This window comes from Aeromonas sp. 604176, from assembly GCF_049170755.1.
Taxonomy (GTDB): Bacteria; Pseudomonadota; Gammaproteobacteria; order Enterobacterales; family Aeromonadaceae; genus Aeromonas; species Aeromonas veronii_A.
In genome coordinates, this window is sequence record NZ_JAAKNE010000003.1 from 50,779 (window position 1) to 72,945 (window position 22,167).

Below are 22,167 nucleotides of genomic sequence, written 5' to 3' on the forward strand. Positions count from 1 at the left end.
CGGGCTGGGCCGCAGAACAAAACGCCGGAATGCAGGAGAGTGCAGGCGTGAAAAAGCAGCGGACGCCCGAGGGGGCGTCCGCTGGCAATCGGGGGAATTACTTCTTTACGGGAGCGTCGTACTGTTCGGGTTCGTCGCTATAGACACAGACATTCCACTTGGCGGCCAAACCATCTTCCGCCAGACAGTAACGCTCGAAGAAAGCCTTGATCTCCGCGCGCTGGCAGTGGGCTTCAAAGGCTGCCATATCTTGCCAAATCTCGTTGAACACGATGGGGAAGCTCTCCCCCTCGGCAAACGGGCTGGCGATGTGGCGGGTCACCCGATATTGCAGGCAGCCATCCTCACGCAGGGTGTTGGGCTCGAGCGCCTGCAGCACCTGAAACAGGGCCTGCTCCTGACCGGGTTTGGGCAGGAATTGGGCGATGCAGTAAACCTTCTTGGACATGGGGTCCTCCTGGTTGTGGCGGGCTCAGGCTTGCTGCAGCGTGACCACTTGATTGTCGATAAGGCGGGCCTTGCCAAGATAAGCGGCCATCAGGATCACCAGCTGCGCGCTCTCGTCTGTGGCGGATTCGAGGGTGGCGGCATCGACGATGTCGATGGCATCGGTACGAAAACCGGCGTTGTCGAGGCGTTGGCTGGCCTGCGCCACCAAGGAGGGCAGGTGGTGGTCACCCGCTTCGATCTGCTCGGCGATCCAGTTCATGGTGCGCGCCAGCTCGGGGGCAATGGCACGCTCGGCCGCAGTCAGGTAGCCGTTGCGTGAAGATAGCGCCAGCCCGTCTTCGGCCCGCACGGTCGGCACGCCGACGATCTCGATGGGCATCGCCATGTCGGCCACCATCTTGCGAATAAGCGCCAGCTGCTGGTAATCCTTCTGGCCAAAGCAGGCCACATCCGGCTGCACCAGATTGAACAGCTTGGTGACGACGGTACTGACACCACGGAAGTGACCCGGGCGCAGCGCCCCTTCCAGCAGATTGGAGAGACCCGGCACCTCGACGAAGGTCTGGCTCGCCAGCCCCTGCGGATACATGATCTCCGGGGTCGGGGTGAACACCATATCGACCCCGGCCGCTTCCAGCGCAGCGCAATCCTGCTCCAGAGTGCGCGGGTAGTTGGCAAGATCCTCGGCCTTGTCGAACTGCATCGGGTTGACGAAGATGCTGACCACCACTTTCTCGGCGTGGCTGTGCGCCTCTTTCACCAGCGTCAGGTGGCCCTGATGCAGGTTGCCCATGGTGGGCACGAATGCGATGGCACGCCCTTCACGGCGCCATTGGCTGATCTGCTCACGCAGAACGACGGGATTATTTACGACCAACATCAGCAGTTCACCTTCCGATAAATCAAAAAGAGAGACGGGTTGCATCTACCAGTAGCACTCGGGCGGGATGAAGCACGAAAATGGCTATCAGCAGTTCACCTTTAGATGAATCAATAAGAGACGGATTAGCTATACGGGTTAACTGTGCGAGGCTGAGAAGCAGAGACGGGGGCCGCAGCCCCCCCATCATGCAACTGCCAGGGTCAGTTGAAGCTGTGCTCCGGGCCGGGGAAACTCCCCTCGCTCACCTGCTGGACATAGAGGCGGATGGCGGCACGCACATCGCCGGTCTCGGCCAGGAAGTTCTTGGTGAACTTGGGCACATAGCCAGAGGTGACGCCAAAGGCATCGTGCATCACCAAAATTTGACCATCGGTCGCGGGGCCGGCACCAATGCCAATCACCGGGATGCGAAGCGCCTTGGTGATGCGCTCGGCCAGCGCAGTGGGCACACACTCGAGCACCAGCAGCTGGATACCGGCCGCTTGCAGTTCGAGGGCCTGGCGGTAGATCTCCTGCGCCTGAAACTCGTCACGCCCCTGCACCTTGAAGCCGCCAAAGACATGAACGGATTGCGGGGTGAGACCGAGGTGACCACACACAGGCACCCCGTTGCGGGTAAGGTGACGGATAGAGTCACAGAGCCAGTCGCCCCCTTCCATCTTGACCATGCGGGCACCGGCCGCCATCAGGCGGGCAGCGTTCTGGTAAGTCTGCTCGGGGGTGGCGTAGCTCATGAACGGCATGTCGGCGACCACCAGTGCCTTGCTGGCACCGCGCGCCACACAGCGGGTGTGATAGACCATCTCATCCATGTTGACCGCCAGGGTATCCTGACCCCCTTGCAGCACCATGCCCAGCGAATCGCCGATAAGCAGCACGTGGGCCCCCTCGTCGTCGAACAGCTTGGCAAAGGTGGCATCATAGGCGGTGATGGCGGTGAACTTTTGACCTTCCTGCTTCATCTTCAGCAGGCTGGCGGTGGTGATCTTGCTCATAGAGGCTCCTGTACGTCTGCACGCGGGGCAATGATGGCCAAATCATTGTGCGGGCAGCGGGCAACCAGTCGGGCGAGCGGGGTGCCGCAGGGCAGCACCAGAGCAGGCGCAATTTCGGCAAGAGGCAGCAGCACGAACTCCCGCTCCTTCATGCCGTAGTGGGGTACGATCAGGCGCTCATGGTTGATCACCTGATCCCCATAGAGCAACAGATCGAGATCCAGGGTTCTGGGTCCCCACCGCTCATCTTTGCGCACACGTCCCTGTTCCAGCTCGATTTTTTGTAATTGATCCAGCAGCGCAAGGGGTGCGAGCCGGGTGTTGAGCCGGGCCACGGCATTGACGTAGTCCGGTTGGTCAGCAGGCCCCATGGGGCGGCTGCTGTAAAACGACGAGGCCTGCACCAGCACAGATTCCGGCAACCTTGCCAGGGCGGCAACGGCGCGACGAGCCTGACCCAGCGGATCAGACAGGTTGGAACCAATGGCGATGAAGACCTCGGTCATCACGTCTGTGGTCACTCGGCCGTTTTCGGTTTACGACGGCGCGGGCGGCGGCGGTTGCGGCTGTTGCTGCTGCGCTTCTCGCCATCTTGGCTACGGGCTTCGCCGGCCCGACCGCGCTCACCGCTGGCCGGGCGACGGGTCGCTTCACGCTGCAGTTGCGGGCGCACATCCGGATTGGAGGCAACATAGCGCTCCCACCAGCTGGCCAGCTCGCCGAGACCGCGCTCGACCCGGTTGCGCAGCAACAGGAAGTCGAACGCCGCGCGGAACTTGGGATGCTCCATGGCGCGCTCGGGGTGCTTGCCCTGACGACGGGTCAGACGCTGTTGGAGTGCCCAGATGTCGCGGACATCGGTAGTGAAACGGCGAGGTACGGCAATGATCCGCACCTGATTGTCCAGCACCTCGTTGACCGCCAGCATGAAGGCGTCATACCAGGGCAGACCGCTCTCGTTCTCCAGCACCCGACCGCGAGCCTCGACGCAGCCCCACAGCAGGGTGGCGTAGAGGAAGGCGGGGGTGACGCGCTTATCTTCACGAACGCGGGTGTCGGTATCGATCAGCGCCTGCTCGATAAACTGCTCGTAGGGCGAGTTGCCGTGCGGGGTAAACAGCGCAGCCACTTGCGGGAAGAGCTGCTGGAACAGACCATACTCGCGCAGCAGCTTGTAGGTTGCCAGACCGTCGCCAGCCAGGAACAGCTTGAGGGTCTCCTCAAACAGGCGGGCCGCCGGAATATCCTGCAGCAGAGGCGCCAGCGCCTTGATGGGGGCGGCGGTACGCGGGCTGATGGTCATATCCAGCTTGGCGGCGAAGCGCACGGCGCGCAGCATCCGCACCGGATCTTCACGATAACGGGTCTCGGGATCGCCGATCAGCTCAAGCTTGCGCTCGGCCAGATCTTCCAGACCCCCTTCGAAATCGTGCAGGGTGAAATCTTTGGCGCTGTAGTAGAGGGCGTTGACGGTAAAGTCGCGGCGCTCGGCATCCTCTTCGATGGTGCCGTAGACGTTGTCGCGCAGCAGCATGCCTTCATCAGACTGGGCCGACACATGTTTGCTGGTATTGACCTGATGGTGGTGACCCCGGAAGGTGGCCACTTCGATCACGTCACGACCAAAGACAATGTGGGCCAGGCGGAAACGACGGCCAATCAGGCGGCAGTTGCTGAACAGCGCCTTGATCTGCTCCGGCGTCGCATCGGTTGCGATGTCGAAATCCTTGGGCGTCTTCCCGAGCAGCAGATCCCGGACTCCGCCGCCGACCAGGTAGGCTTCGTAGCCGCCCTTGTTCAGGCGATAGAGCACCTTGAGTGCATTCTCGCTGATCTCTTTGCGCGAAATAGGGTGCTGATCACGGCTTAAGGTACGACGTTGACCGGCGACACGGGCTGGAATGGGGGATTCCACCGACTGCTCGCCGTCTTCCTTGCCGAGCACCTTGCGGCAAAAGTTTGCGATCTGGGAAAAAATGGTACACCTCTTCATGACTTCTAGATTGACGGGAGGCCAAAAAATAGCGGCCTATCATAGCTCACGCCTAACCAAATGAAAAACCGTGCCGACAATTGATCCCGCATGAAACCGTCTGCCAGCGAAAATAGCGGTCTATCAGCGCCCAGCTCACGCCTTATTACACGAAAACCGGCTCTTTTTACTCAAGGTCCAGCGGGATTTTCTCGCTGGCGGGCACCCGTTCTAGCTGCCAGTTGGCGATGCCCCATTCGATGATCTCGTCGATCCGGCTTGCCATCAGCTCGGGCGGCGGGCACTGGCCGAGGAAGTGCAGCGCCTGCCACAGGGCGGGTCGCACCTCATCGAGCGCCAGAGCAGGCGCATGGTTCTGCTTGGAGAGCTTGTTGCCATCGGCCAGTACCGCCAGCGGCAGGTGCACCCAGTCGGGCACCGGCGCCCCCAGGGTCTGGTAGAGGGCAATCTGGCGCACCGTGGGCTCCAGCAGATCGGCACCGCGCACTATCTCGGTGATGCCGCTGTCCATATCATCCACCACCACTGCCAGGTTGTAGGCGTAAAGCCCGTCGCGGCGACGGATAATAAAATCCTCCTCGGCAAGCGCCGCCGGGACCGCGATATGGCCCTGCAAGCGATCGTCGAAGTGGTAGACCGGATGGTGCTGGCGCAGCCGGGCGGCGCAACCTTCGGCCGCAAGCCCGAGGGTGCGGCAGTGGCCGCTGTAGAGACCGCCCGCGGCCATGATTTCTCGCCGGGTGCAGCGGCACCAGTAGAGATCCCCCGCCCGATAGAGCTGGTCGATGATCTCGTCATAACGACTATGGCGCGCGCTCTGGAACATCACCTCCCCATCCCACTCGAGGCCATATGCCTCAAGGGTTTTGAGGATCAGGTGCGCTGCCCCCGCCATTTCCCGCGGCGGATCGATATCTTCGATGCGAACCAACCAGCGTCCCTGCTGCGCTCTGGCCTGCAGAAAGCTGCCGAGGGCGGCGATCAGCGAACCGAAATGAAGCGGGCCTGAGGGTGAGGGGGCAAAGCGGCCGACATAGGGGCGCACAAGGGGTGAGGACGGGAAATTCACTGGCATGACTATTCGGGTAAGCGATTCATTGAGGCTGCATTCTGGGGCGCGACCGCCAAAAGCTCAATAAAAAAGGGAGCCCGCGAGCTCCCTTTTTCATATACCAGAGGGTCGGGATCAACCGGCCATCTGTTTTTCCTTGATCTCGGCCAGCGTCTTGCAATCGACACAGAGGTCGGCAGTCGGACGGGCTTCCAGACGACGGATACCGATCTCGATACCGCAGTGTTCGCAGTAACCGAAATCATCGTCTTCAAGCAGCTGCAAGGTCTTCTCGATCTTCTTGATCAGCTTGCGTTCACGGTCGCGGGTACGCAGTTCAAGAGCGAACTCTTCTTCTTGCGCGGCACGATCCACGGGATCCGGGAAGTTGGCAGCCTCGTCTTTCATATGGTCGACGGTACGATCAACTTCCTGCATCAGTTGGTTGCGCCAGGCACCCAGGATCTTGCGAAAATGCGCCTTTTGTTGGTCATTCATGTACTCCTCACCCGGCTTTTCCTGGTAAGGCGCGACACCCGCAATGGCCAGGGGGCCCAGAGATTTCCTGTTTTCGCCTGTTGGCATGCCCTGTCTCCTAATTCAGCACGCTACCCGTGCCATCCATAAATTGAGGGCGACATCTATAGCAGAAGGGTAACGGGTAAGCAAACGAGCCGTACCAATAATGTTACCCACTCCAATATTTATGCACTCCCCTCGGGTAACAGGTGACCAGATTCAAACGGGATAAACCCTTGAGCCACCATGCCTTGCACCCCAACATGGGGCCGATAGCATAAAATTTCAACCCCCGCCGCGATTGCCTGCTCAATTAGCAGACTATAGTGCGGATCTATATGGGTTGCAGGGCGCATCCGGCTTATTCCGGAGTGCAACACCATAAAGAGCAGCACGGCCCTGTGGCCCGCCGCTTTCATCGCCATCAACTCGCGCAAATGCTTGGCACCACGGGCGGTGACCGCATCGGGGAAGTAGCCCATACCCGGATCTTCACGTTCGTCGAGCAGGGTGACCGATTTTACCTCGATGTAACAATTGCCCTTCTCGTCATCTTCCAGCAACAGATCGATGCGACTGTTCTCTTCGCCATACTTCACCTCGGTGCGCAACCGGCTGTAACCCGCCAGCGGAGCGATGGCCTCCTGCTCGATCAGCTCCCGGGCAATCAGGTTGGCGCGTGCCGTGTTGACGCAGATAAAGTGGCCCGCCGGGCTTTCGGCGATCTCCCAGCTGTTGGGCAGCTTGCGCTTGGGGTTATCGGAGGTGGAGTACCAGACCCGGGTGCCCGGATCGGCACAACCGGTCATGGCACCGGTATTGGCGCAGTGGATAGTGATGACCTCGCCGTTATCGAGTTGCACATCGGTCAGAAAGCGCTTGTAGCGGGCCACCAGCTGGCCCGATTGCAGGGGGGGATCAAAGATCACGGGTTAGCCCTCCGCGCGTCTTCTTTTACCCGGGCGCGCAGCGGCCAGCAGGCAAGCGGCTCGTAGCGCACCCCGTCCGGGGTCGAGATGGATTGATAGAGGCAGAACTCGTCAGCCTGCAGCAGAAAATTTGGGGCAGGCAGGGTGGCAGGGGCCTCGACCGCCTTGCGCGACAGGGTGACATGGGGGCGATAACCCTGCTCGCCATTGCCAAGACGCAACTTCTCGCCGTGGCGGCGCAGCGCCCTAGCCAGCACGTTCAGCTCGTTGGGCCACTCTTTCGGGCCAATCCAGGCGGCCTTGGCCCGGCTGAACCAGCCGGTCTCATCCAGCCTGATGGAGAGCGGCGGACAGTGCTGACGCTCTACGGCGGCGATCAGGCGGCGGGTGGTCAACTCGTCCGCCTCACCCAGAAAAGCCAGGGTCAGGTGGAGGTTGGCTTGCGGCACCGGCTGACCGGGCCAGGGCCAGGGCAGCTGATCGCGCCAGGCGATGAGCTCGGGGGCGAGCTCTTTGACGGGCAGGGCAAAGAAGAGTTTGGCCATGTGGTGATAATGCCTTTTTCACGCTCATTGGATGGGCCCATTCTATGGCAGCCATCCGGCCATGTCTCGCCACCCTCCCACCCGAGTGACCATCTCCGCACATCCACTCACGGTGGTGCGGGTGGCTGTGGCAGAATAGGCGCCGTTTTACCGGTTGCCACAGAAGGTGCTCATCGCTTTGTCCCAGCTCCCCATCGTTTCGGTATTACCCGAACTCTTTGCCGCCCTCGACAGCCACACCAGTGTGATCCTGCAGGCGCCCCCCGGCGCGGGCAAATCGACCCTGCTGCCGCTGGAGCTGGTGCGTCAGAACCGGCTGCCCGGCCGCATCATCATGCTGGAACCAAGGCGCCTTGCGGCGCGCAATATCGCCACTTTTCTGGCGCGCCAGCTGGGGGAGAAGGTGGGCGAGCGCATCGGCCTGCGAGTGCGTGGCGAGAGCCGCACCAGCTCAGCGACCCGGCTAGAGATCGTCACCGAAGGCGTGCTGACCCGGATGTTGCAGCAAGACCTTGAGCTGAATGGCGTCTCGCTGGTCATCTTCGATGAGTTCCACGAACGCAGCCTGCACGCCGATACCGCATTGGCCTTCGCCATCGAGAGCCAGCAGGGATTACGCGATGACCTCAAGCTACTGGTGATGTCCGCAACCCTGGATGGCATGGCGCTTGAGCGTCTGTTACCGGATGCCCCTGTAGTTCGCTCCGAGGGGCGCGGTTTTCCCATCGACTACCACTACCGCCCCGCCAATCGCCAGCAGTGGCTGGAGCCGCAGGTCGGCGCCGTGGTAATCGAAGCGCTGGCCGAGCAAGATGGCAGCCTGCTGGTCTTTCTGCCGGGACAGGGGGAGATCGAGCGACTGGCGCAATGGTTGGCAGACAAACTGCCGGACGACGTGACCCTCGCCCCCCTCTACGGCCGCCTCGACATGGCGGCGCAGCAGGCAGCCATCGAACCGGCGCCTGCCGGCCGCCGTAAGCTGGTGCTCACCACCAATGTGGCGGAGACCTCCCTCACCATCGAAGGGATTTCGGTGGTGATCGATAGCGGGCTGGAACGACGGGCCTCCTATGATCTGAAAAGCGGTGTCACCCGACTGGAGACTCGCCAGATAGCCAAATCCTCCGCCACCCAGCGGGCCGGTCGCGCCGGTCGTCTCGGCCCCGGCGTCTGCTACCGGCTCTGGAGCAGCGAGGTGCAGGAGCGACTCGCCGAGCAGAGCCCGCCAGATATCCTCACTCAGGAGCTGACCGGCCTGCTGCTGGACGCCGCCCAGTGGGGAGCAAAGGTGGAAGATCTGCCGCTGCTGGACATGCCCCCCGCCGCTGCGGTGGCCAGCGCCCAGCGGCTGCTGGTGGCCCTTGGCGCCATGAAGCCGGAGGGTGAGCAACAACTCACTCCCGCTGGCCGCGCCATGGCGGCCTTCGGTACCCACCCTCGCCTCGCTCGCATGCTGCTGCGCGCCCGCGAGCTGGAGTCCGAGGGTCTGACAGGGATTGTCGCCGATGCCGCTTATCTGGTGGCGTTGCAGGAAGAAGATCTGCGAGGATCGGAGCGCCTCTTTGTGCTGTTCCACCGCCGTCAAAGTGCCCTGCGTCAGGGGGCGGCTCGCTGGTTTGAACGGCTTGGCGTGCGCCCTGCCAGTGCGCAGGGTCAGTGGCTGGGGCTACTCTGCGCCCTCGCCTGGCCGGATCGCATCGGCAAACTGCGTAGCGGCAGTCGCTATCAACTCAGTGGTGGGGTGAGCTGCGATCTGGTAGAAGGTCATCCCTGTCAGGGACAAGGGGCGCTGATCGCCATCGAGATGGGGCAGAACGATCGCGGCAGCCGCATCTTTATCGCCGAACCGGTCGATCTGGACGAGCTGGTACGCCTGCTGCCGGAGCTGGTGAGCGAACGGCAGTGGTTCGACTGGGATGAGCGGGAAGAGCGGGTGCGCGCCGAGCGCCAGCAGGTGATCGGCGAGCTGGTGCTGAGCCAGCGACCGCTGACCGAACTCTCTGACGAGCAGAAAGGGCGCTGCCTGCTGCAGGGCATCCGCCGCAAGGGGCTGCACGTGCTGCCGTGGGACGAGAGCAGCGAAGGGCTGCTGGCCCGTCTGCGCTGCGCCCGTGAGTGGCTGCCCGATGAGGAGTGGCCAGCCATGGATGACGACAGCCTGCTGGCCGACCTAGAACAGTGGCTGCTGCCAGCGGTGAGCGGTATGACCCGGCTGGAGCAGCTGAAGAGGCTCAATATGAGCGACATCCTGCGCCAATCCCTGCCCTGGCCGTTGCCCAAACGGCTGGACGAGGCGCTGCCGAGTTACTTTGCAGCGCCCACCGGCAGCCGGGTGCGGATCCGCTATCAGCCAGGGCAGGCACCGGTGATCCCGGTGCGGATTCAGGAGATGTTCGGGCAAGGCTCGACCCCCTGCGTGGCCGATGGCCGGGTGCCGCTGGTAGTGGAGCTGCTCTCCCCTGCCCAGCGACCGCTGCAGATCACTGCCGATCTGGCTGCTTTCTGGGCTGGATCCTACGAACAGGTGAAAAAAGAGATGAAGGGACGCTATCCCCGCCACTACTGGCCGGATAATCCGCTGGAGGCGATGCCGACCAGGGTCACCAAGAAGAAGATGGGTATCTAGGTTCGATTGGCCAGGCCCGATCGGACGTTCGCGAATGCGACATAACAAGTAGAAAAGAAAGCAAAGAGGATTTATGGCAACCCAACGACGCAAGCGAGCCCCCAAGAAGGCAGCGCCCAAACGCACCATCTGGCGCAAGCTGTTCTGGCTTGGCTTCAAGCTATCTCTGGTGGTGGCGGCCTTTATGGTGGTGTTTGGCATCTACCTCGATACCAAGGTGCGCGAGCGCTTCGATGGCGAGAAGTGGCAGTTGCCGGTGATGGTCTACAGCCGCCCGCTGGAGCTCTACCCCAGCCAGCGCCTGTCGCGAGACCAGATGCTGCGCGAGCTCAACATGCTGAGCTACAAGCAGGTGCGCCAGCCTCACACGCCGGGTGAATACACCATCAACGGCAACCGCATCGAGCTGATTCGCCGCCCGTTCGAGTTCTATGATGGCGCCGATGGAGCCCGCGGCCTGCGCCTCACCTTCAACGGCCCGCGCCTTGAGGGGATCCAGTCGCTGGAGAACCAGCGCCAGCTCGGTTACGCCCAGATGGATCCGGTGCTGCTCGATCGCCTCAATACCGAAGATCGGGAAGATCGCCTGCTGGTGCGTATCGCCGAAGTGCCCGACAGCCTGCTGGTGACCCTGCTCACCACCGAAGATCGCGACTTCTACCAGCATGGCGGCGTCTCGCCAGTGGCCATCATGCGCGCCATGTTCGCCAACCTGATCGCGGGTCGCACCGTGCAGGGGGGCAGTACCCTGACCCAGCAGCTGGCCAAAAACTTCTTCCTGACCCGTGAACGCAGCCTGTGGCGAAAGCTGCAGGAAGCCTATATGGCGGTGCTGATCGACTATCGCTATAGCAAGGACGAGATCCTGGAGTCCTACCTCAACGAGGTCTATCTGGGGCAAAACTTCTCGCAAGGGGTCTATGGTTTCGGCCTCGCCTCCTACTTCTACTTCGGCATTCCGGTCAACGAGCTGGATATCGATCAGGTCGCCCTGCTGGTCGGTCTGGTGAAAGGCCCCTCCTATTACGACCCATGGCGCTTCCCGGATCGGGCCAAGACCCGCCGTGATCTGGTGCTGAAGCTGCTGATGGATCACGGCAGCCTGACCCAGGCCGAGTATGAACTGGCCAGCCGCCAACCCCTCGGCATCATCGCCCGTGGCCAGATGAGTTATGGCCGCACCCCGGCCTTTATGGGACTGCTCAAGCGAGAGATCCAGAGCCGCTTCGGCGCCGATCTGCTCAAGCAGTCCGGCCTCAAGATCTTCACCAGTCTCGACCCCATCGCCCAGCACGCGGCCGAGCGGGCGGTCGAATCGGGCCTCGCCGATATCGAAAAGCTGCGCGGCAAGAAGAAGCTGGAGGCGGCCATGGTGGTCTCCGACTGGCATAAGGGCGAAGTCGTCGCGCTGGTGGGTGGCCGCGATCCCCGCTACGCAGGGTTCAACCGGGCGCTGGATGCCCGCCGCCAGATCGGCTCGCTGGTGAAACCGGCGGTCTACCTCACCGGTCTCTCCAACGGTCTGACGCTCGCGACCCCGCTCAAAGATCAGCCGATCCGCATTCGCGGTCAGGATGGTCAGGTCTGGACGCCGCAAAACTACGATCGCAAGTTCCGCCAGAGCGTGCCGCTGATGGATGCGCTGGCCAGCTCCCTCAACGTGCCGACCGTCAATCTCGGTCTGCAAGTCGGGCTGGAAAAAGTGGTCGATACCCTGCACAAGCTGGGAGTCCAGCAGGAAATCAAGCCCTACCCGTCGCTGGTGCTGGGGGCGGTGGCCCTCTCCCCGCTGGAGGTGAACCAGATGTATCTGCCCATCGCCAATCAGGGGCTGACCCAGCCGCTGTCGGCCATTCGCGCCGTGGTGAACGGAGATGGCAGCCTGCTCTATCAGCATGATCAGACCGCCAAGCGGGTCACCGACCAGCAAGCGAGCTGGCTGACCCTGTTCGCCATGACCAAGACAGTGAGTCAGGGCACGGCCCGCGCCCTCAGTGCCAAGTTCCCCGGCGCCACCATGGCAGCCAAGACAGGCACCACCAACGAGCTGCGCGACTCCTGGTTTGCCGGGATGGACAACAACGAACTGGTCAGTATCTGGGTCGGTCGCGACGACAACACCCCGGCAGGTTTGACCGGTGCCAGCGGAGCCCTGCAGCTCTTTAGCGGCTACATGAGCCAGCGCGGCGTCAACAGTCTGGGATTGAAGATGCCGGAAGGGGTCACCTGGGCTAACTTCTCCCGCGCCAGCGGCACCCGCGTCACCAGCGACTGCCCGGGCAGCCTGCAGGTGCCGGCCAAGGTATCGACCATGGGCTCACCGACCAGCTGCAGCAGCCCGGGTACGCCACGCAGCGCACTGGACGACTGGTTCGGTGGATTCTTCAACTGACCGAGGGAGACGGGTAGCCCGGGCTGCCCGTCTCGCCATCCCGCTTACAAGGAGTCACCATGCACCAGCCGCTGTTTGAGGCCATCCACCACGTTGCCATCATCGCCAGCGATTACGCTCGCTCGCGCCACTTCTACCACGAGGTGCTGGGGCTACCCATTATCGCCGAGACCCTGCGCGAAGCACGCCAGTCGTGGAAACTGGATCTGGCCCTGCCGGACGGCAGCCAGCTGGAGCTGTTCAGCTTCCCCGCGCCTCCCGAGCGCCCCTCCCGCCCCGAGGCGTGCGGCCTGCGCCATCTCGCCTTTCGGGTCAGCGATCTTGACCGGGTTATCGCCCATCTGCTGGCCCATCGGGTCGAGGTAGAGCCGGTCCGGGTAGACGAGCTGACCGGCAAGCGCTTTACCTTCTTCGCCGACCCCGACGGCCTGCCGCTGGAACTCTACGAAGCGCCGTGCTGAGCCTGAGTCGGTCAAACAGTCGGCCAAACAAAAAGCCGCCCGGCGAAACCGGGCGGCTTTTCTTATTGCTTCCGGTTATCAGGCGGTAGTCAGCATAACGACAGCCAGCGCCATCACCATCATGCCAGCCCAGCCGATGGGCTTGAGCCGCTCACCGAAGAAGAGCAAACCGCCAAGCGCCGTACCGACGATGCCGATAGCCCCCCAGGTGGCGTAGGCAACAGCCAGGTCAATCTGGCCGCCACTTACCGCTTCCGAGAGCAGGGTAAAGGCGCCGAGTACCAGCATGATCCCGAGGAATCCCCACCCCTTGTAACGAAAACCCTTGGAGCGGTTGATGGCCATGTTGGCGCCGATATCGATCAGTGCGGCACCCAGTACAATCACAAACGGACTCATGCTGTGGCCTCCGCTTCTACTGACTTGTCTGCGGGCTCATCATGGGTCTCCCCCATGGTCACCATAACAATCCCCACTATCGCGAGAGCCAGGCCAATCAGCTCCTGAACGGTCACATCGTAACCAAGGAACATGACCGACACTATGGTGATCAAGGTGATCCCGAGCCCCTCCCAAAGCGCAAACGCAATACCAATGGAGATTGTTTTGGCGGCTTTCGCCAGCAACCAGTACGAGAAACCGATCAACAGCCACATCGGGATGTAGTTCATCCAGCCAGCTCCCTGCTCGGGGATCATGGCCATGCTGGAGGTACCGGCGACCTCGGTCACGATGGCGCCGGTCAAAAACAGCCGGGCCAGAAACATACGACTTAATAACATATAAGATGCCTTTGTTGCTTCGACGGGAGAGATGGTAAACGGGGAGAAGCAACTCGCGACAATCGCTCAGCGTCGATTATTCCGACGCCACAGGTTTGCCTTGCCTTGGTTCGACACGCTAAGGTGATGGTGAAAAACTCCGCCATAGCCTGTAAAACATGAAGCTATATCAGATAGAACTCTTTGTAGAGTCCGCCAATAGTGGCTCTATTGCCAACACTGCCCGTCGCCTCGGCAAAAGCCGCAGCGCCGTCAGCACCTCCATCGCGGCGCTGGAAGTTGAGCTTGGCGTCGAACTTTTTGAACGAGGTGCCAATCAGAGTCGCCTGACCGAGATCGGCGAGCTGGTGCTGGATGATTGCACTCGCCTGCTGCAGGCAGCCAACAGCTTGCAGCAGAAGTGCAAACATTACGCCTCGGGGGCCGAAGTGGCGCTGCGGGTTGCCCGCGATGACGCCATCCCCGAGCAAGTGTGGCGCGAGATGCTGGCCGCCTTGCACAGCCAGTTTCCCGGCACCAGTATCTCGCTGGTGCTCGCCTCTCCGCCTGAACTGCCAGCGCTGGTGGAAGAGGGGTTCGTCGATGCCGCTTTTGGCCTTATCACAGAAGATCAGGAGCGCAGCGGCCTCAATATCGACGTGCTCAACCCGATCCGCACCCTGATGGTGGTGGCCCCCAGCCATCCGCTAGCCGGACTGAAGCGGGTCAAACAGCAGGATCTGACCGATCACACCCAGGTCACCCTCTCGTATGTAGATGAATTTTCGGTAAAAAGCCTGCTACCTGTGGGAGGCCAGCATATAGGTCTCTCCAGCTTCGAGTTGATGCGCAATGCGGTGCTGGACGGACTGGGCTGGGCGGTGCTCCCCTCGCCACTGATCCAGAGCCAGCTGCGACAAGGCACCCTGCTGACCCTGAAGCACAAGTTCAGCCTGCAGTGGCGAGACTATGGCGTCTATCTGGCAGAAAATGCCTATCACGGCAAAGTATTGGCCTGGTTGAAAAAATCGATCCAGAGTTATCTTGAGCCTTTCGAGTAAAGATGAAAGAGGCGGTGCCAGCTCACGATATCTGCTTATCCTGATGATCCTGACAGAGGTGATCGTGCATACTCTTCACATACTCATTGAGCGCCGGAGGCGTAACCGATATGAGCAGTGCCCAAGACAAGGACGATATCTGGCTGGATGACGACATCATCGAACTCGATGATGAAGAGGTCGTGGTCCCCAAGGCACTCAATCCCTGGCAAGTGCTGATCGTGGATGATGAGCCGGATATTCATCACGCCACCCGGCTTGCCCTCTCCAATATTCAATACAAATCTCGCCCGCTCGAGCTGCTCAACGCCTATAGTGGTGCAGAAGCCGCCACCATGCTGGAGGCCAATCCCAGGATTGCCCTGATCCTGCTGGATGTGGTGATGGAGACCGAAGATGCCGGTTTGCGGCTGGTGCACCGGATCCGCAACGAGATGCGCAACTCGCTGGTGCGGATCGTGCTGCGTACCGGCCAACCCGGTCAGGCACCGGAACAAAGGGTGATCCTCGATTACGACATCAACGACTACAAGACCAAGACCGAGTTGACGGTACAAAAACTCTTCACCACCGTCATCGCCTCCCTTCGCTCCTACGAAACCCTCAGCGCCATCGACAAGAGCCGACAGGGACTCGGCAAAATTCTGGAGGGCGCGGGCGATCTCTACCATCTCCATTCACTCAAGGAGTTTGCTTCCGGCGTGCTCAAACAGATCAGCGCCATTCTCGATGTGGGCACCGAAGGGGCCATCTGTGCCGAACGCCGTCCAGGCGAACATGGGCTTGAGATCCTGGCGGCAACCGGAGACTACGAGGCGCTGCTGGAGGAGAAGAGCCTTGATGAATTTTCTGCCCTGAAAGAGTCGGTCATGAAGGCGTTAAACGAGCGCTGCAACCGCTTTGAACACCCGCAGGACTCTCTCTATATTGCAGCCCAGAATGGCCGCGAGTTCGTGTTGAGCTTCACCCCGACCCAGCCTCTGGATCCTCTCGAGTGCGACCTGCTGGATGTCTTCTGCCAGCGCATCTCGGCGGCCTACGACAATCTCTATCTCTACAACCAGCTGCTTCGTGCCCAGGAGGCCACCGTGGTGGCGCTGGCGGCGCTGGCGGAGTTTCGTGATTCCGATACCGGCGAGCATGTCTTGCGGGTGCAGAAGCTCTCGGATGCCATCGTGGCCGAATTGAAGCAGATGGCGGTCTACCCGGAGCAACTGACTCCGGAGTTTGTCGAAATGATCGGTATGGCTTCCATCCTGCACGATGTGGGCAAGGTGGGCACCCCGGACCATATCCTGCACAAGCCCGGCCGTTTCGACCCGGAAGAGCGGGCCATCATGGAGCAGCACGCCGGTATCGGCGCCAATATCCTGCACAAGGCGGGCGAAATGGTGGAGGGAACCAGCTACCTCTCGCTGGGGGCAGAGATCGCCCGGGGCCACCATGAGCACTTCGATGGCAAGGGCTACCCGCAGCAGCTGGCTGGCCAGCAGATCCCGCTGTCGGCGCGGATTGTGGCGGTAGTCGATGTGTTCGATGCCCTGCTCAGCAAGCGCCCCTACAAGGAGCCCTGGACGCTGACGCAGACCATGGAGTATATCCAGTCCCGCTCCGGTACCCAGTTTGACCCTCATGTAGTGACAGCCCTGTCGCGACTGGTCAACGAGTCGAGACTCCCCTACTCGCTCTGACCCTCTTTACTCGCAACTCCACATGCTCTGCCGGTGACCTTGCTCACCGGCAGAGCATCAAAACAGCCGTTTTGTTGCATCCCGCACACATCAAAGTGCCGCAAAGCGGAAACATCCCCCTTCTTTGTTAACGATAACCGCTGAAATATGGTCATTTAACATCACATCGCTATAATATCGGCCTGCAAACCTGATACTAACAACGAAGGAATTATCATGAGCCTGAACCTGGTACCGGCTGGCAAGAGCCTGCCCGACGATATCTATGTCATCATCGAAATCCCGCAGAATGCCGACCCGATCAAATACGAAGTCGACAAGGACAGCGGTGCTATTTTCGTTGATCGCTTCATGTCTACCCCGATGTTCTATCCGTGCAACTACGGCTACGTGAACGCGACCCTCTCTCTGGATGGTGACCCCGTCGACGTACTGGTTCCGACCCCCTACCCGCTGCTGGCCGGCTCCGTCATTCGCTGCCGCCCGGTTGGCGTGCTGAAGATGACCGACGAATCTGGCGAAGATGCCAAGATCGTTGCCGTGCCGCACTCCAAGCTGACCAAGCAGTACGACCACATCCAGGATGTGAACGATCTGCCGGAACTGCTGAAAGCCCAGATCCAGCACTTCTTCGAGCGCTACAAAGAGCTGGAAGCGGGCAAATGGGTCAAGGTGGAAGGTTGGGGCGACAAGGCCGCTGCAGAAGCCGAGATCAAGACCTCTGCCGAGCGTTACGCTGCCAAGTAAGCGTCACTTCGCTTGTAAAAAAGGCGCCTTATGGCGCCTTTTTTGTCGGTATTTGCGGCAGCTGACCGGCCGCATCTCCGCTAGGATTGCCCTGAATGTATATTTCACGACCATCTTTCTGGTAGGGACGATAGTAATCACCGCCACAGCGATAGCCGCCGCCCGGCTGGCTCATCAGCTCGCAGTTGACCGGCAATACCTCCAGCCACTTGATAGCCTGCTGGTAGCGCAGCCACTCCTGCCATTCGTGTTCGCGCGCCAACTGATCGCGCAGGGCAAAGGTATCAGCAACGGACATCCCCTTGTTGACGATCACCTGACCCGCCATGGCTGGCAGGCTGAGCAGCCCAAACAGCACTATGATCCAAGGCTTCATAACCCCTCCAGAGTGACTTAATTTCACAATTAAATTAAAAGTCACATCAATCTGTTATCCAGATCACAAAACGAAACATCACCAAAGTGGTGCCGGCTCACCTAGTTGTTAATTATCGTCCACTGCAGGAAGCACCACCATGAAGCTGACCCCCGCGCTGTTGCTCAGCCTCACTCTCAGCACCACTCTTGGTTCTACAAGCAATGCCAGCGAAATCAACATGAGCTGGCAGTGGCAATCCACCGATGGCCAGCGCAAGCACTTCCAGCTGACCACCGACGATCAGGTGATGGCCGCCAGTCGCCACGAGATGAGCCTGCTGAAAGCTTCCCTCACCAATCCGCTGGAGACCCTTTACGCCTACATCAGCCCGCGGCTCTACAACAGCATCAACCTGATCAACCAGAGCAGCCCCGAGACCGCTACCAAGTTTCGCAATCTGGAGCAGGCCTTCACCCTGCGGGACGACAGCATGGAGTCGCTGCTGTTCTGGCAAGCCTACCAACAGTATCAGGAGGATGCCTTCTACCAGATGAGGGTGATACCCTGCGTCCATCCTGCCAATCGCAAACTGCCTTGCGTGCGACCCGATTACTCCCAGCTCTTCTACCACTTCAAGGGGCATCTCAAGCCGCTGGCGCAGCAGTTTGCCGCCAAGGATCTCGCCACCAGCGTCAGCCTGCTGCAGGAGTGGCTGAACGCCATTCCCACCCAGCCGGAGCAGCTGGATCACTTCGCACCGCCACTGCAGGCGTTGCAGGATAACAAGGCCGACAGCGATGAGAAGGCGCTGCTGATGGCCAGTCTGCTGGCGGAGCTGGCCCCGCAATATGTGCTCAGCATCATCTACCCGGATATCAGCATCGGCAGCGTCTCCCCTGCCTGGCTGGCCATTACGGCAGACAGTGGCGTACCCGGTGATGTGGTGGTGATCAACAATCAGCGCCATGTGCTGCTGACCGGGTCGTCCCTGCTGGCCCAGCAGATGACCATGGCCAAGATCCCCCTCATCAGCGAGTCGCTCTACTGACGCAGACAGCTCAGACCAGCAGCCAATTCATTGATTTTTATCGATGTCATGCCATCCTAGCCGCCCTTGCCAGCCAACCACCTGGCTGGCGGGGCGCCGACGCTTCTGAATTGCGATCTTATTTAACACTTTTTAAACAGATCCGATCAGTTTAGGATGAAGCTCGCCCATTCCCTCAATCCGAAACTCGTTATAACATAACAAATGGAGTGTCATCAGGATGAAACATCTCGTACTTACTTTGGCGCTGCTGCCATCTCTGGTCTTTGCTCACAACTTCAAGGATGGCAACCCGGTGCCGCTGGTCAATATCAGTGACAAGGGTGAGCTGGTACTGAATGGCAAGGATATCGGCTACCAGCCGTGGCAGAGCACCTCGCTCACCGGCAAGGTGTTCCTGATCCAGCATATTGCCGGTCGCTCCAGTGCCAAGGAGCTGAACGCCCCGATGATCGAGGCGATAAAGGCCGCCAAGCTGCCGCAAGACAAGTACCAGACCGTTACCGTCATCAACAGCAATGACGCCATCTGGGGCACCTCCGGCTTCGTGAAGAGCAGTGCCGAGGACAGCAAAAAAGAGTTCCCCTGGTCCGCCATGGTGCTGGATGCCAAGGGCATGGCGCGCAACGCCTGGGATCTGACGCCGGAAAGCTCGGCGATCATTCTGCTGGATAAAGAGGGCAAAGTGCTGTTTGCCAAAGATGGCCAGCTCGATGCCAACAACATTGCTACCGTGATGGGGCTCATCAAGTCCCATCTCTAAGTCAGAGAGAAAGGGCGCTGATGGCGCCCTTTCCATAAGGGTCTATGGGTCGTATCAAGCTGAAAATCTGGATCTTGCTGCTGGGCTGGTTATGGCTGCAGCCTGCCCTTGCCCGGCACCAGTTTGAATCTGCCCTACCCGGCCACGACGACCATCACTGCCTGGTCTGCGCCCTCCATCTGGATGGCAAGCAGATCATCACCGCTACCCCCTATTGTTTCTCCGGTTCGACCTCTGTTCTGCCCGTAGTTGCAACCATGCAACGATCGGCGGATACCGCCACGCTTCACAGCTATGCCATCCGTGCGCCGCCCGCCTCTGCTTTTCTCTATCCCTTTGTTTAATTTCGCTATTTGTTTTGAAAAAGGATTAAAGATGAAAGCAGTTACTCTGTTGCTGGCCGCTGCGGCCTTTGGCGCACACGCAAATCACGACGAACACGAGAGCCACAGCCACGGTGCCCACGAGCATGGCCACGGCCACCTCAATCTGGTGGTCGATGGCGACCAGTTGATGATCGAACTGCAGGCCCCCGCCGCCGATCTGGTGGGCTTCGAGCACGCTGCCAAGAGCGATGAAGAGAAGGTGCAATATGCCAAGGCGGTCGCCCGCCTCCAGCAGCCTGATGCCCTGTTCCGCTTCGACCCGGCCGCTGGCTGCAAACTGACCCAGCAGGAGCTGCAAGCCGCCAAAGAAGAGCATGATCACGACCATGACCATGACAAGGCTGCCAGCGACGAGCATGAACACCACCATGATCATGACGAAGCGGGTCACGCGGACATGGGCGCCATGTATACCTACACCTGCGCCACGCCAGTCAAACTGACCGGCCTTGAGGCGACCCTGTTCAGCGTCTATCCGAGCCTTGAGAAGCTGAGCGTGCAGGGGATCCTGCCCACCGGCCAGACCGCTGCCGAACTGACCCCGTCCGCCAACAAGCTGAGCTGGTAACGCCATGAAAAAAGCCGTGGTTGAGATCCGCGATCTGGCCTTTGCCTGGCCAGGTGGCGACGCTGTACTCGATCTGCCCGCCCTCACCATCCGCGAGGGTGAGCGGGTCTTTATCAAGGGCCCATCGGGCTCTGGCAAGTCGACCCTGCTCGGGTTGCTGGCCGGGATCCAGACCGCCAACCACGGCACCCTGGAGGTGCTGGGCCAACCGTTGGCCCAGTTCTCTGGCCGTGCCCGTGACCACTTCAGGGCGGCCAATCTGGGTTATATCTTCCAGCAGTTCAATCTGCTGCCCTTTCTCTCGGTGCAGGACAACGTGACCGCTGCCCTCACCTTTTCGCCCGCCAAACGGGCCCGCCTGCAAGGGAGTCCGGAGCAGGAGGCGCGCCGTCTGCTGGCGGAGCTGCAACTGCCGGATGACGCGCTGCATCGCCCCGTCCATGCCCTCAGCATTGGCCAGCAGCAGCGGGTTGCTGCCGCACGGGCGCTGATCGGCTCGCCACCGCTGGTGATCGCCGACGAGCCCACCTCGGCACTCGACACCGACAACCGGGCCGCCTTTATCAAGCTGTTGTTCGAGGAGTGCGACAAGCAGGGCTCGACCCTGATCTTCGTCAGCCACGACCCTTATCTCGAACCCCTGTTCCCGCGGGTAGAAAACCTGCAACAACTTAACCGGAGGGCATCATGCTAAAGCTAGCCCTGCAAAGTCTCTGGGCCCGCCGCCTTACCGCCGGGCTCACCCTGCTGGCCGTCGCCATCAGCGTCACCCTGCTGCTCGGGGTGGAGCGGGTACGCACCCAGGCCCGTGAAAGCTTCTCCAACACCGTCTCGGGGACCGATCTCATCGTCGGCGCCCGCTCCGGTCAGGTGAATCTGCTGCTCTACTCGGTGTTTCGCATCGGCAACCCCACCAACAACGTGGGGTGGGACTCTTATCAAGCCATCAAACAGAAACCGGGCGTCGCCTGGACCATCCCGCTTTCCCTTGGTGACTCCCACAAGGGATTTCGGGTGCTCGGCACCAATGGCGACTACTTCACCCACCTGAAGTACGGTCAGCAACAGTCGCTGCAATTGCAGGAAGGGAGGCCATTCGACACGCCGTTTGAAGCTGTGCTCGGCGCCCAGGTGGCCGATAAGCTCGGCTATCACCTCGACCAATCCATCGTCATCGCCCACGGCGCTGGCAACACCTCGTTCAGCCAGCACGACAACCTGCCATTCAAGGTGGTGGGTATTCTGGCGCCGACCGGTACCCCAATCGATCGCACCATCCATGTGCCGCTGGCGGGGATCGAGGCGATCCATCTGGGCTGGGACACCGGCCGCCACAGCAAGAACGTGACACCGGAGCAGGCGCTGGCTCAGGATCTCACCCCGAAAACCATCACCGCCTTTATGGTGGGCTTGAGTAACCGGATCCTGGCGTTCCAGCTGCAACGCAGCGTCAACACCTATCCCAAAGAGCCATTGATGGCGATCCTGCCGGGGGCCGCCCTGCAGGAGCTGTGGAGCCTGATGAGCGTGGCGGAAACCGCGCTGTCGGTCATCGCCGGTTTCGTGGTGGTGGCGGGCCTTATCGGCATGCTGACTACCTTGCTGGCGGGGCTTAACGAGCGGCGTCGGGAGCTCGCCATTTTGCGATCCCTCGGCGCGGGCCCTGCCCACCTGTTCCTGCTGCTGGCGCTGGAGGCCATGGCGCTGACCACGGTCGGCATCGCTCTCGGGGCCGCCGTGCTCTATCTAGGGCAGGGGCTTGCCTCGCCCTGGCTGCTCAGCCACTATGGCCTGCAACTGAGTCTGGGGCTGCCGAGCACCTATGAGTGGCAGTTGCTGGGGGTAGTGTGGCTGGCGGGCATGGTGATTGGCCTGCTTCCTGCTGCCCGCGCTTACCGCTACAGCCTGAGCGATGGTATGAGCATTCGCGTCTAGCGAGA

Annotated in this window: 24 protein-coding genes; 12 read left to right on the plus strand and 12 right to left on the minus strand. The window is 60.8% G+C overall.

From position 1 onward, the window contains the following. Positions 1 to 97: 97 nt before the first annotated feature. From G5358_RS01030 to thpR, 9 genes are all read right to left on the minus strand, one after another. Complete coding sequence (locus tag G5358_RS01030) at positions 98 to 448, minus strand: putative quinol monooxygenase (protein ID WP_005354654.1); 351 nt, start codon at positions 446 to 448, stop codon at positions 98 to 100. A 24-nt stretch (positions 449 to 472) separates the two neighbouring features. Continuing rightward, positions 473 to 1,330: a pantoate--beta-alanine ligase gene (gene panC / locus G5358_RS01035; protein WP_005335639.1), complete on the minus strand. Its 858-nt coding sequence runs from the start codon at positions 1,328 to 1,330 to the stop codon at positions 473 to 475. A gap of 203 nt (positions 1,331 to 1,533) precedes the next feature. Next, on the minus strand, positions 1,534 to 2,328 hold the full coding sequence (gene panB, locus G5358_RS01040; RefSeq protein WP_128815565.1) for a 3-methyl-2-oxobutanoate hydroxymethyltransferase: 795 nt from the start codon (positions 2,326 to 2,328) through the stop codon (positions 1,534 to 1,536). After that, entirely contained in the window at positions 2,325 to 2,834 is a 510-nt protein-coding gene (folK, locus tag G5358_RS01045; RefSeq protein ID WP_216954449.1) for a 2-amino-4-hydroxy-6-hydroxymethyldihydropteridine diphosphokinase, read from the minus strand. Before folK ends, panB begins: the two co-directional genes overlap by 4 nt. Before the next feature lie 11 nt (positions 2,835 to 2,845). Further along, positions 2,846 to 4,321, minus strand: a complete 1,476-nt coding sequence (gene pcnB, locus G5358_RS01050; RefSeq protein ID WP_216952032.1) for a polynucleotide adenylyltransferase PcnB — start codon at positions 4,319 to 4,321, stop codon at positions 2,846 to 2,848. Positions 4,322 to 4,487: 166 nt separating this feature from the next. Beyond that, on the minus strand, positions 4,488 to 5,396 hold the full coding sequence (gluQRS, locus tag G5358_RS01055) for a tRNA glutamyl-Q(34) synthetase GluQRS (protein WP_118854600.1): 909 nt from the start codon (positions 5,394 to 5,396) through the stop codon (positions 4,488 to 4,490). A 111-nt stretch (positions 5,397 to 5,507) separates the two neighbouring features. Then, positions 5,508 to 5,957: an RNA polymerase-binding protein DksA gene (gene dksA, locus G5358_RS01060; RefSeq protein WP_005335644.1), complete on the minus strand. Its 450-nt coding sequence runs from the start codon at positions 5,955 to 5,957 to the stop codon at positions 5,508 to 5,510. A gap of 119 nt (positions 5,958 to 6,076) precedes the next feature. Beyond that, the gene (gene sfsA / locus G5358_RS01065; RefSeq protein WP_216952033.1) at positions 6,077 to 6,820 is read right to left on the minus strand and encodes a DNA/RNA nuclease SfsA; all 744 of its coding nucleotides are present in this window, start codon (positions 6,818 to 6,820) and stop codon (positions 6,077 to 6,079) included. Beyond that, complete coding sequence (gene thpR / locus G5358_RS01070) at positions 6,817 to 7,365, minus strand: RNA 2',3'-cyclic phosphodiesterase (RefSeq protein WP_421323425.1); 549 nt, start codon at positions 7,363 to 7,365, stop codon at positions 6,817 to 6,819. The genes sfsA and thpR overlap by 4 nt, the downstream gene beginning before the upstream one ends. A gap of 178 nt (positions 7,366 to 7,543) precedes the next feature. Here thpR and hrpB point away from each other — a divergent pair, with 178 nt between their 5' ends. The 3 genes from hrpB to G5358_RS01085 all read left to right on the plus strand — a co-directional run bounded on the left by hrpB (position 7,544) and on the right by G5358_RS01085 (position 12,844). After that, positions 7,544 to 9,991: an ATP-dependent helicase HrpB gene (gene hrpB / locus G5358_RS01075; RefSeq protein WP_216952035.1), complete on the plus strand. Its 2,448-nt coding sequence runs from the start codon at positions 7,544 to 7,546 to the stop codon at positions 9,989 to 9,991. Between the two features lie 73 nt (positions 9,992 to 10,064). After that, positions 10,065 to 12,383: a penicillin-binding protein 1B gene (gene mrcB, locus G5358_RS01080; protein ID WP_421296860.1), complete on the plus strand. Its 2,319-nt coding sequence runs from the start codon at positions 10,065 to 10,067 to the stop codon at positions 12,381 to 12,383. A 59-nt stretch (positions 12,384 to 12,442) separates the two neighbouring features. Continuing rightward, entirely contained in the window at positions 12,443 to 12,844 is a 402-nt protein-coding gene (locus G5358_RS01085) for a VOC family protein (RefSeq protein WP_216952037.1), read from the plus strand. 78 nt (positions 12,845 to 12,922) lie between these two features. Here G5358_RS01085 and G5358_RS01090 read toward each other — a convergent pair whose 3' ends face one another. Together G5358_RS01090 and G5358_RS01095 are read right to left on the minus strand one after the other, a co-directional pair. Next, positions 12,923 to 13,243, minus strand: coding sequence for an SMR family transporter (locus G5358_RS01090; RefSeq protein WP_005335659.1), 321 nt, complete (start codon positions 13,241 to 13,243; stop codon positions 12,923 to 12,925). After that, positions 13,240 to 13,626 (minus strand): DMT family transporter, encoded by a 387-nt coding sequence (locus G5358_RS01095; protein WP_005335660.1) that lies wholly within the window; start codon positions 13,624 to 13,626, stop codon positions 13,240 to 13,242. Before G5358_RS01095 ends, G5358_RS01090 begins: the two co-directional genes overlap by 4 nt. 158 nt (positions 13,627 to 13,784) lie before the next feature. Between G5358_RS01095 and G5358_RS01100 the strand changes: the two genes are divergently transcribed. From G5358_RS01100 to ppa, 3 genes are all read left to right on the plus strand, one after another. Next, a complete protein-coding gene (locus tag G5358_RS01100; protein ID WP_216952038.1) occupies positions 13,785 to 14,666 on the plus strand; it encodes a LysR family transcriptional regulator in 882 nt (293 codons plus the stop codon). Positions 14,667 to 14,776: 110 nt separating this feature from the next. Next, entirely contained in the window at positions 14,777 to 16,357 is a 1,581-nt protein-coding gene (locus tag G5358_RS01105; protein ID WP_216952039.1) for a DUF3369 domain-containing protein, read from the plus strand. Between the two features lie 216 nt (positions 16,358 to 16,573). Next, positions 16,574 to 17,104: an inorganic diphosphatase gene (ppa, locus tag G5358_RS01110; protein ID WP_005335667.1), complete on the plus strand. Its 531-nt coding sequence runs from the start codon at positions 16,574 to 16,576 to the stop codon at positions 17,102 to 17,104. A gap of 28 nt (positions 17,105 to 17,132) precedes the next feature. Here the strand turns inward: ppa and G5358_RS01115 are convergent, their stop codons facing one another. Next, a complete protein-coding gene (locus tag G5358_RS01115; RefSeq protein WP_421301084.1) occupies positions 17,133 to 17,480 on the minus strand; it encodes a hypothetical protein in 348 nt (115 codons plus the stop codon). Between the two features lie 139 nt (positions 17,481 to 17,619). Here G5358_RS01115 and G5358_RS01120 point away from each other — a divergent pair, with 139 nt between their 5' ends. The 6 genes from G5358_RS01120 to G5358_RS01145 all read left to right on the plus strand — a co-directional run bounded on the left by G5358_RS01120 (position 17,620) and on the right by G5358_RS01145 (position 22,162). Beyond that, positions 17,620 to 18,510, plus strand: a complete 891-nt coding sequence (locus G5358_RS01120) for a hypothetical protein (RefSeq protein WP_421323426.1) — start codon at positions 17,620 to 17,622, stop codon at positions 18,508 to 18,510. 220 nt (positions 18,511 to 18,730) lie between these two features. Continuing rightward, on the plus strand, positions 18,731 to 19,273 hold the full coding sequence (locus G5358_RS01125; protein WP_064335472.1) for a YtfJ family protein: 543 nt from the start codon (positions 18,731 to 18,733) through the stop codon (positions 19,271 to 19,273). 44 nt (positions 19,274 to 19,317) lie between these two features. After that, a complete protein-coding gene (locus G5358_RS01130; RefSeq protein ID WP_421323427.1) occupies positions 19,318 to 19,617 on the plus strand; it encodes a hypothetical protein in 300 nt (99 codons plus the stop codon). A gap of 31 nt (positions 19,618 to 19,648) precedes the next feature. Further along, positions 19,649 to 20,227, plus strand: a complete 579-nt coding sequence (locus G5358_RS01135; protein ID WP_421323428.1) for a DUF2796 domain-containing protein — start codon at positions 19,649 to 19,651, stop codon at positions 20,225 to 20,227. Between the two features lie 4 nt (positions 20,228 to 20,231). After that, positions 20,232 to 20,921 carry an ABC transporter ATP-binding protein gene (locus tag G5358_RS01140; protein WP_421323429.1) on the plus strand — a complete coding sequence of 230 codons (690 nt, stop codon included), beginning with the start codon at positions 20,232 to 20,234 and terminating at the stop codon, positions 20,919 to 20,921. After that, positions 20,915 to 22,162, plus strand: a complete 1,248-nt coding sequence (locus tag G5358_RS01145; protein WP_421323430.1) for an ABC transporter permease — start codon at positions 20,915 to 20,917, stop codon at positions 22,160 to 22,162. The genes G5358_RS01140 and G5358_RS01145 overlap by 7 nt, the downstream gene beginning before the upstream one ends. The last annotated feature ends 5 nt before the right edge of the window (positions 22,163 to 22,167 follow it).

Coding starts and splice junctions, on each gene's coding strand:
- G5358_RS01030 (WP_005354654.1), bottom strand. CDS start 448: ATGTCCAAGAAGGTTTACTGCATCGCCCAATTCCTGCCCAAACCCGGT.
- panC (WP_005335639.1), bottom strand. CDS start 1,330: ATGTTGGTCGTAAATAATCCCGTCGTTCTGCGTGAGCAGATCAGCCAA.
- panB (WP_128815565.1), bottom strand. CDS start 2,328: ATGAGCAAGATCACCACCGCCAGCCTGCTGAAGATGAAGCAGGAAGGT.
- folK (WP_216954449.1), bottom strand. CDS start 2,834: ATGACCGAGGTCTTCATCGCCATTGGTTCCAACCTGTCTGATCCGCTG.
- pcnB (WP_216952032.1), bottom strand. CDS start 4,321: ATGAAGAGGTGTACCATTTTTTCCCAGATCGCAAACTTTTGCCGCAAG.
- gluQRS (WP_118854600.1), bottom strand. CDS start 5,396: ATGCCAGTGAATTTCCCGTCCTCACCCCTTGTGCGCCCCTATGTCGGC.
- dksA (WP_005335644.1), bottom strand. CDS start 5,957: ATGCCAACAGGCGAAAACAGGAAATCTCTGGGCCCCCTGGCCATTGCG.
- thpR (WP_421323425.1), bottom strand. CDS start 7,365: ATGGCCAAACTCTTCTTTGCCCTGCCCGTCAAAGAGCTCGCCCCCGAG.
- mrcB (WP_421296860.1), top strand. CDS start 10,065: ATGGCAACCCAACGACGCAAGCGAGCCCCCAAGAAGGCAGCGCCCAAA.
- G5358_RS01085 (WP_216952037.1), top strand. CDS start 12,443: ATGCACCAGCCGCTGTTTGAGGCCATCCACCACGTTGCCATCATCGCC.
- G5358_RS01090 (WP_005335659.1), bottom strand. CDS start 13,243: ATGAGTCCGTTTGTGATTGTACTGGGTGCCGCACTGATCGATATCGGC.
- G5358_RS01095 (WP_005335660.1), bottom strand. CDS start 13,626: ATGTTATTAAGTCGTATGTTTCTGGCCCGGCTGTTTTTGACCGGCGCC.
- G5358_RS01100 (WP_216952038.1), top strand. CDS start 13,785: ATGAAGCTATATCAGATAGAACTCTTTGTAGAGTCCGCCAATAGTGGC.
- G5358_RS01105 (WP_216952039.1), top strand. CDS start 14,777: ATGAGCAGTGCCCAAGACAAGGACGATATCTGGCTGGATGACGACATC.
- ppa (WP_005335667.1), top strand. CDS start 16,574: ATGAGCCTGAACCTGGTACCGGCTGGCAAGAGCCTGCCCGACGATATC.
- G5358_RS01115 (WP_421301084.1), bottom strand. CDS start 17,480: ATGAAGCCTTGGATCATAGTGCTGTTTGGGCTGCTCAGCCTGCCAGCC.
- G5358_RS01120 (WP_421323426.1), top strand. CDS start 17,620: ATGAAGCTGACCCCCGCGCTGTTGCTCAGCCTCACTCTCAGCACCACT.
- G5358_RS01125 (WP_064335472.1), top strand. CDS start 18,731: ATGAAACATCTCGTACTTACTTTGGCGCTGCTGCCATCTCTGGTCTTT.
- G5358_RS01130 (WP_421323427.1), top strand. CDS start 19,318: ATGGGTCGTATCAAGCTGAAAATCTGGATCTTGCTGCTGGGCTGGTTA.
- G5358_RS01135 (WP_421323428.1), top strand. CDS start 19,649: ATGAAAGCAGTTACTCTGTTGCTGGCCGCTGCGGCCTTTGGCGCACAC.
- G5358_RS01140 (WP_421323429.1), top strand. CDS start 20,232: ATGAAAAAAGCCGTGGTTGAGATCCGCGATCTGGCCTTTGCCTGGCCA.
- G5358_RS01145 (WP_421323430.1), top strand. CDS start 20,915: ATGCTAAAGCTAGCCCTGCAAAGTCTCTGGGCCCGCCGCCTTACCGCC.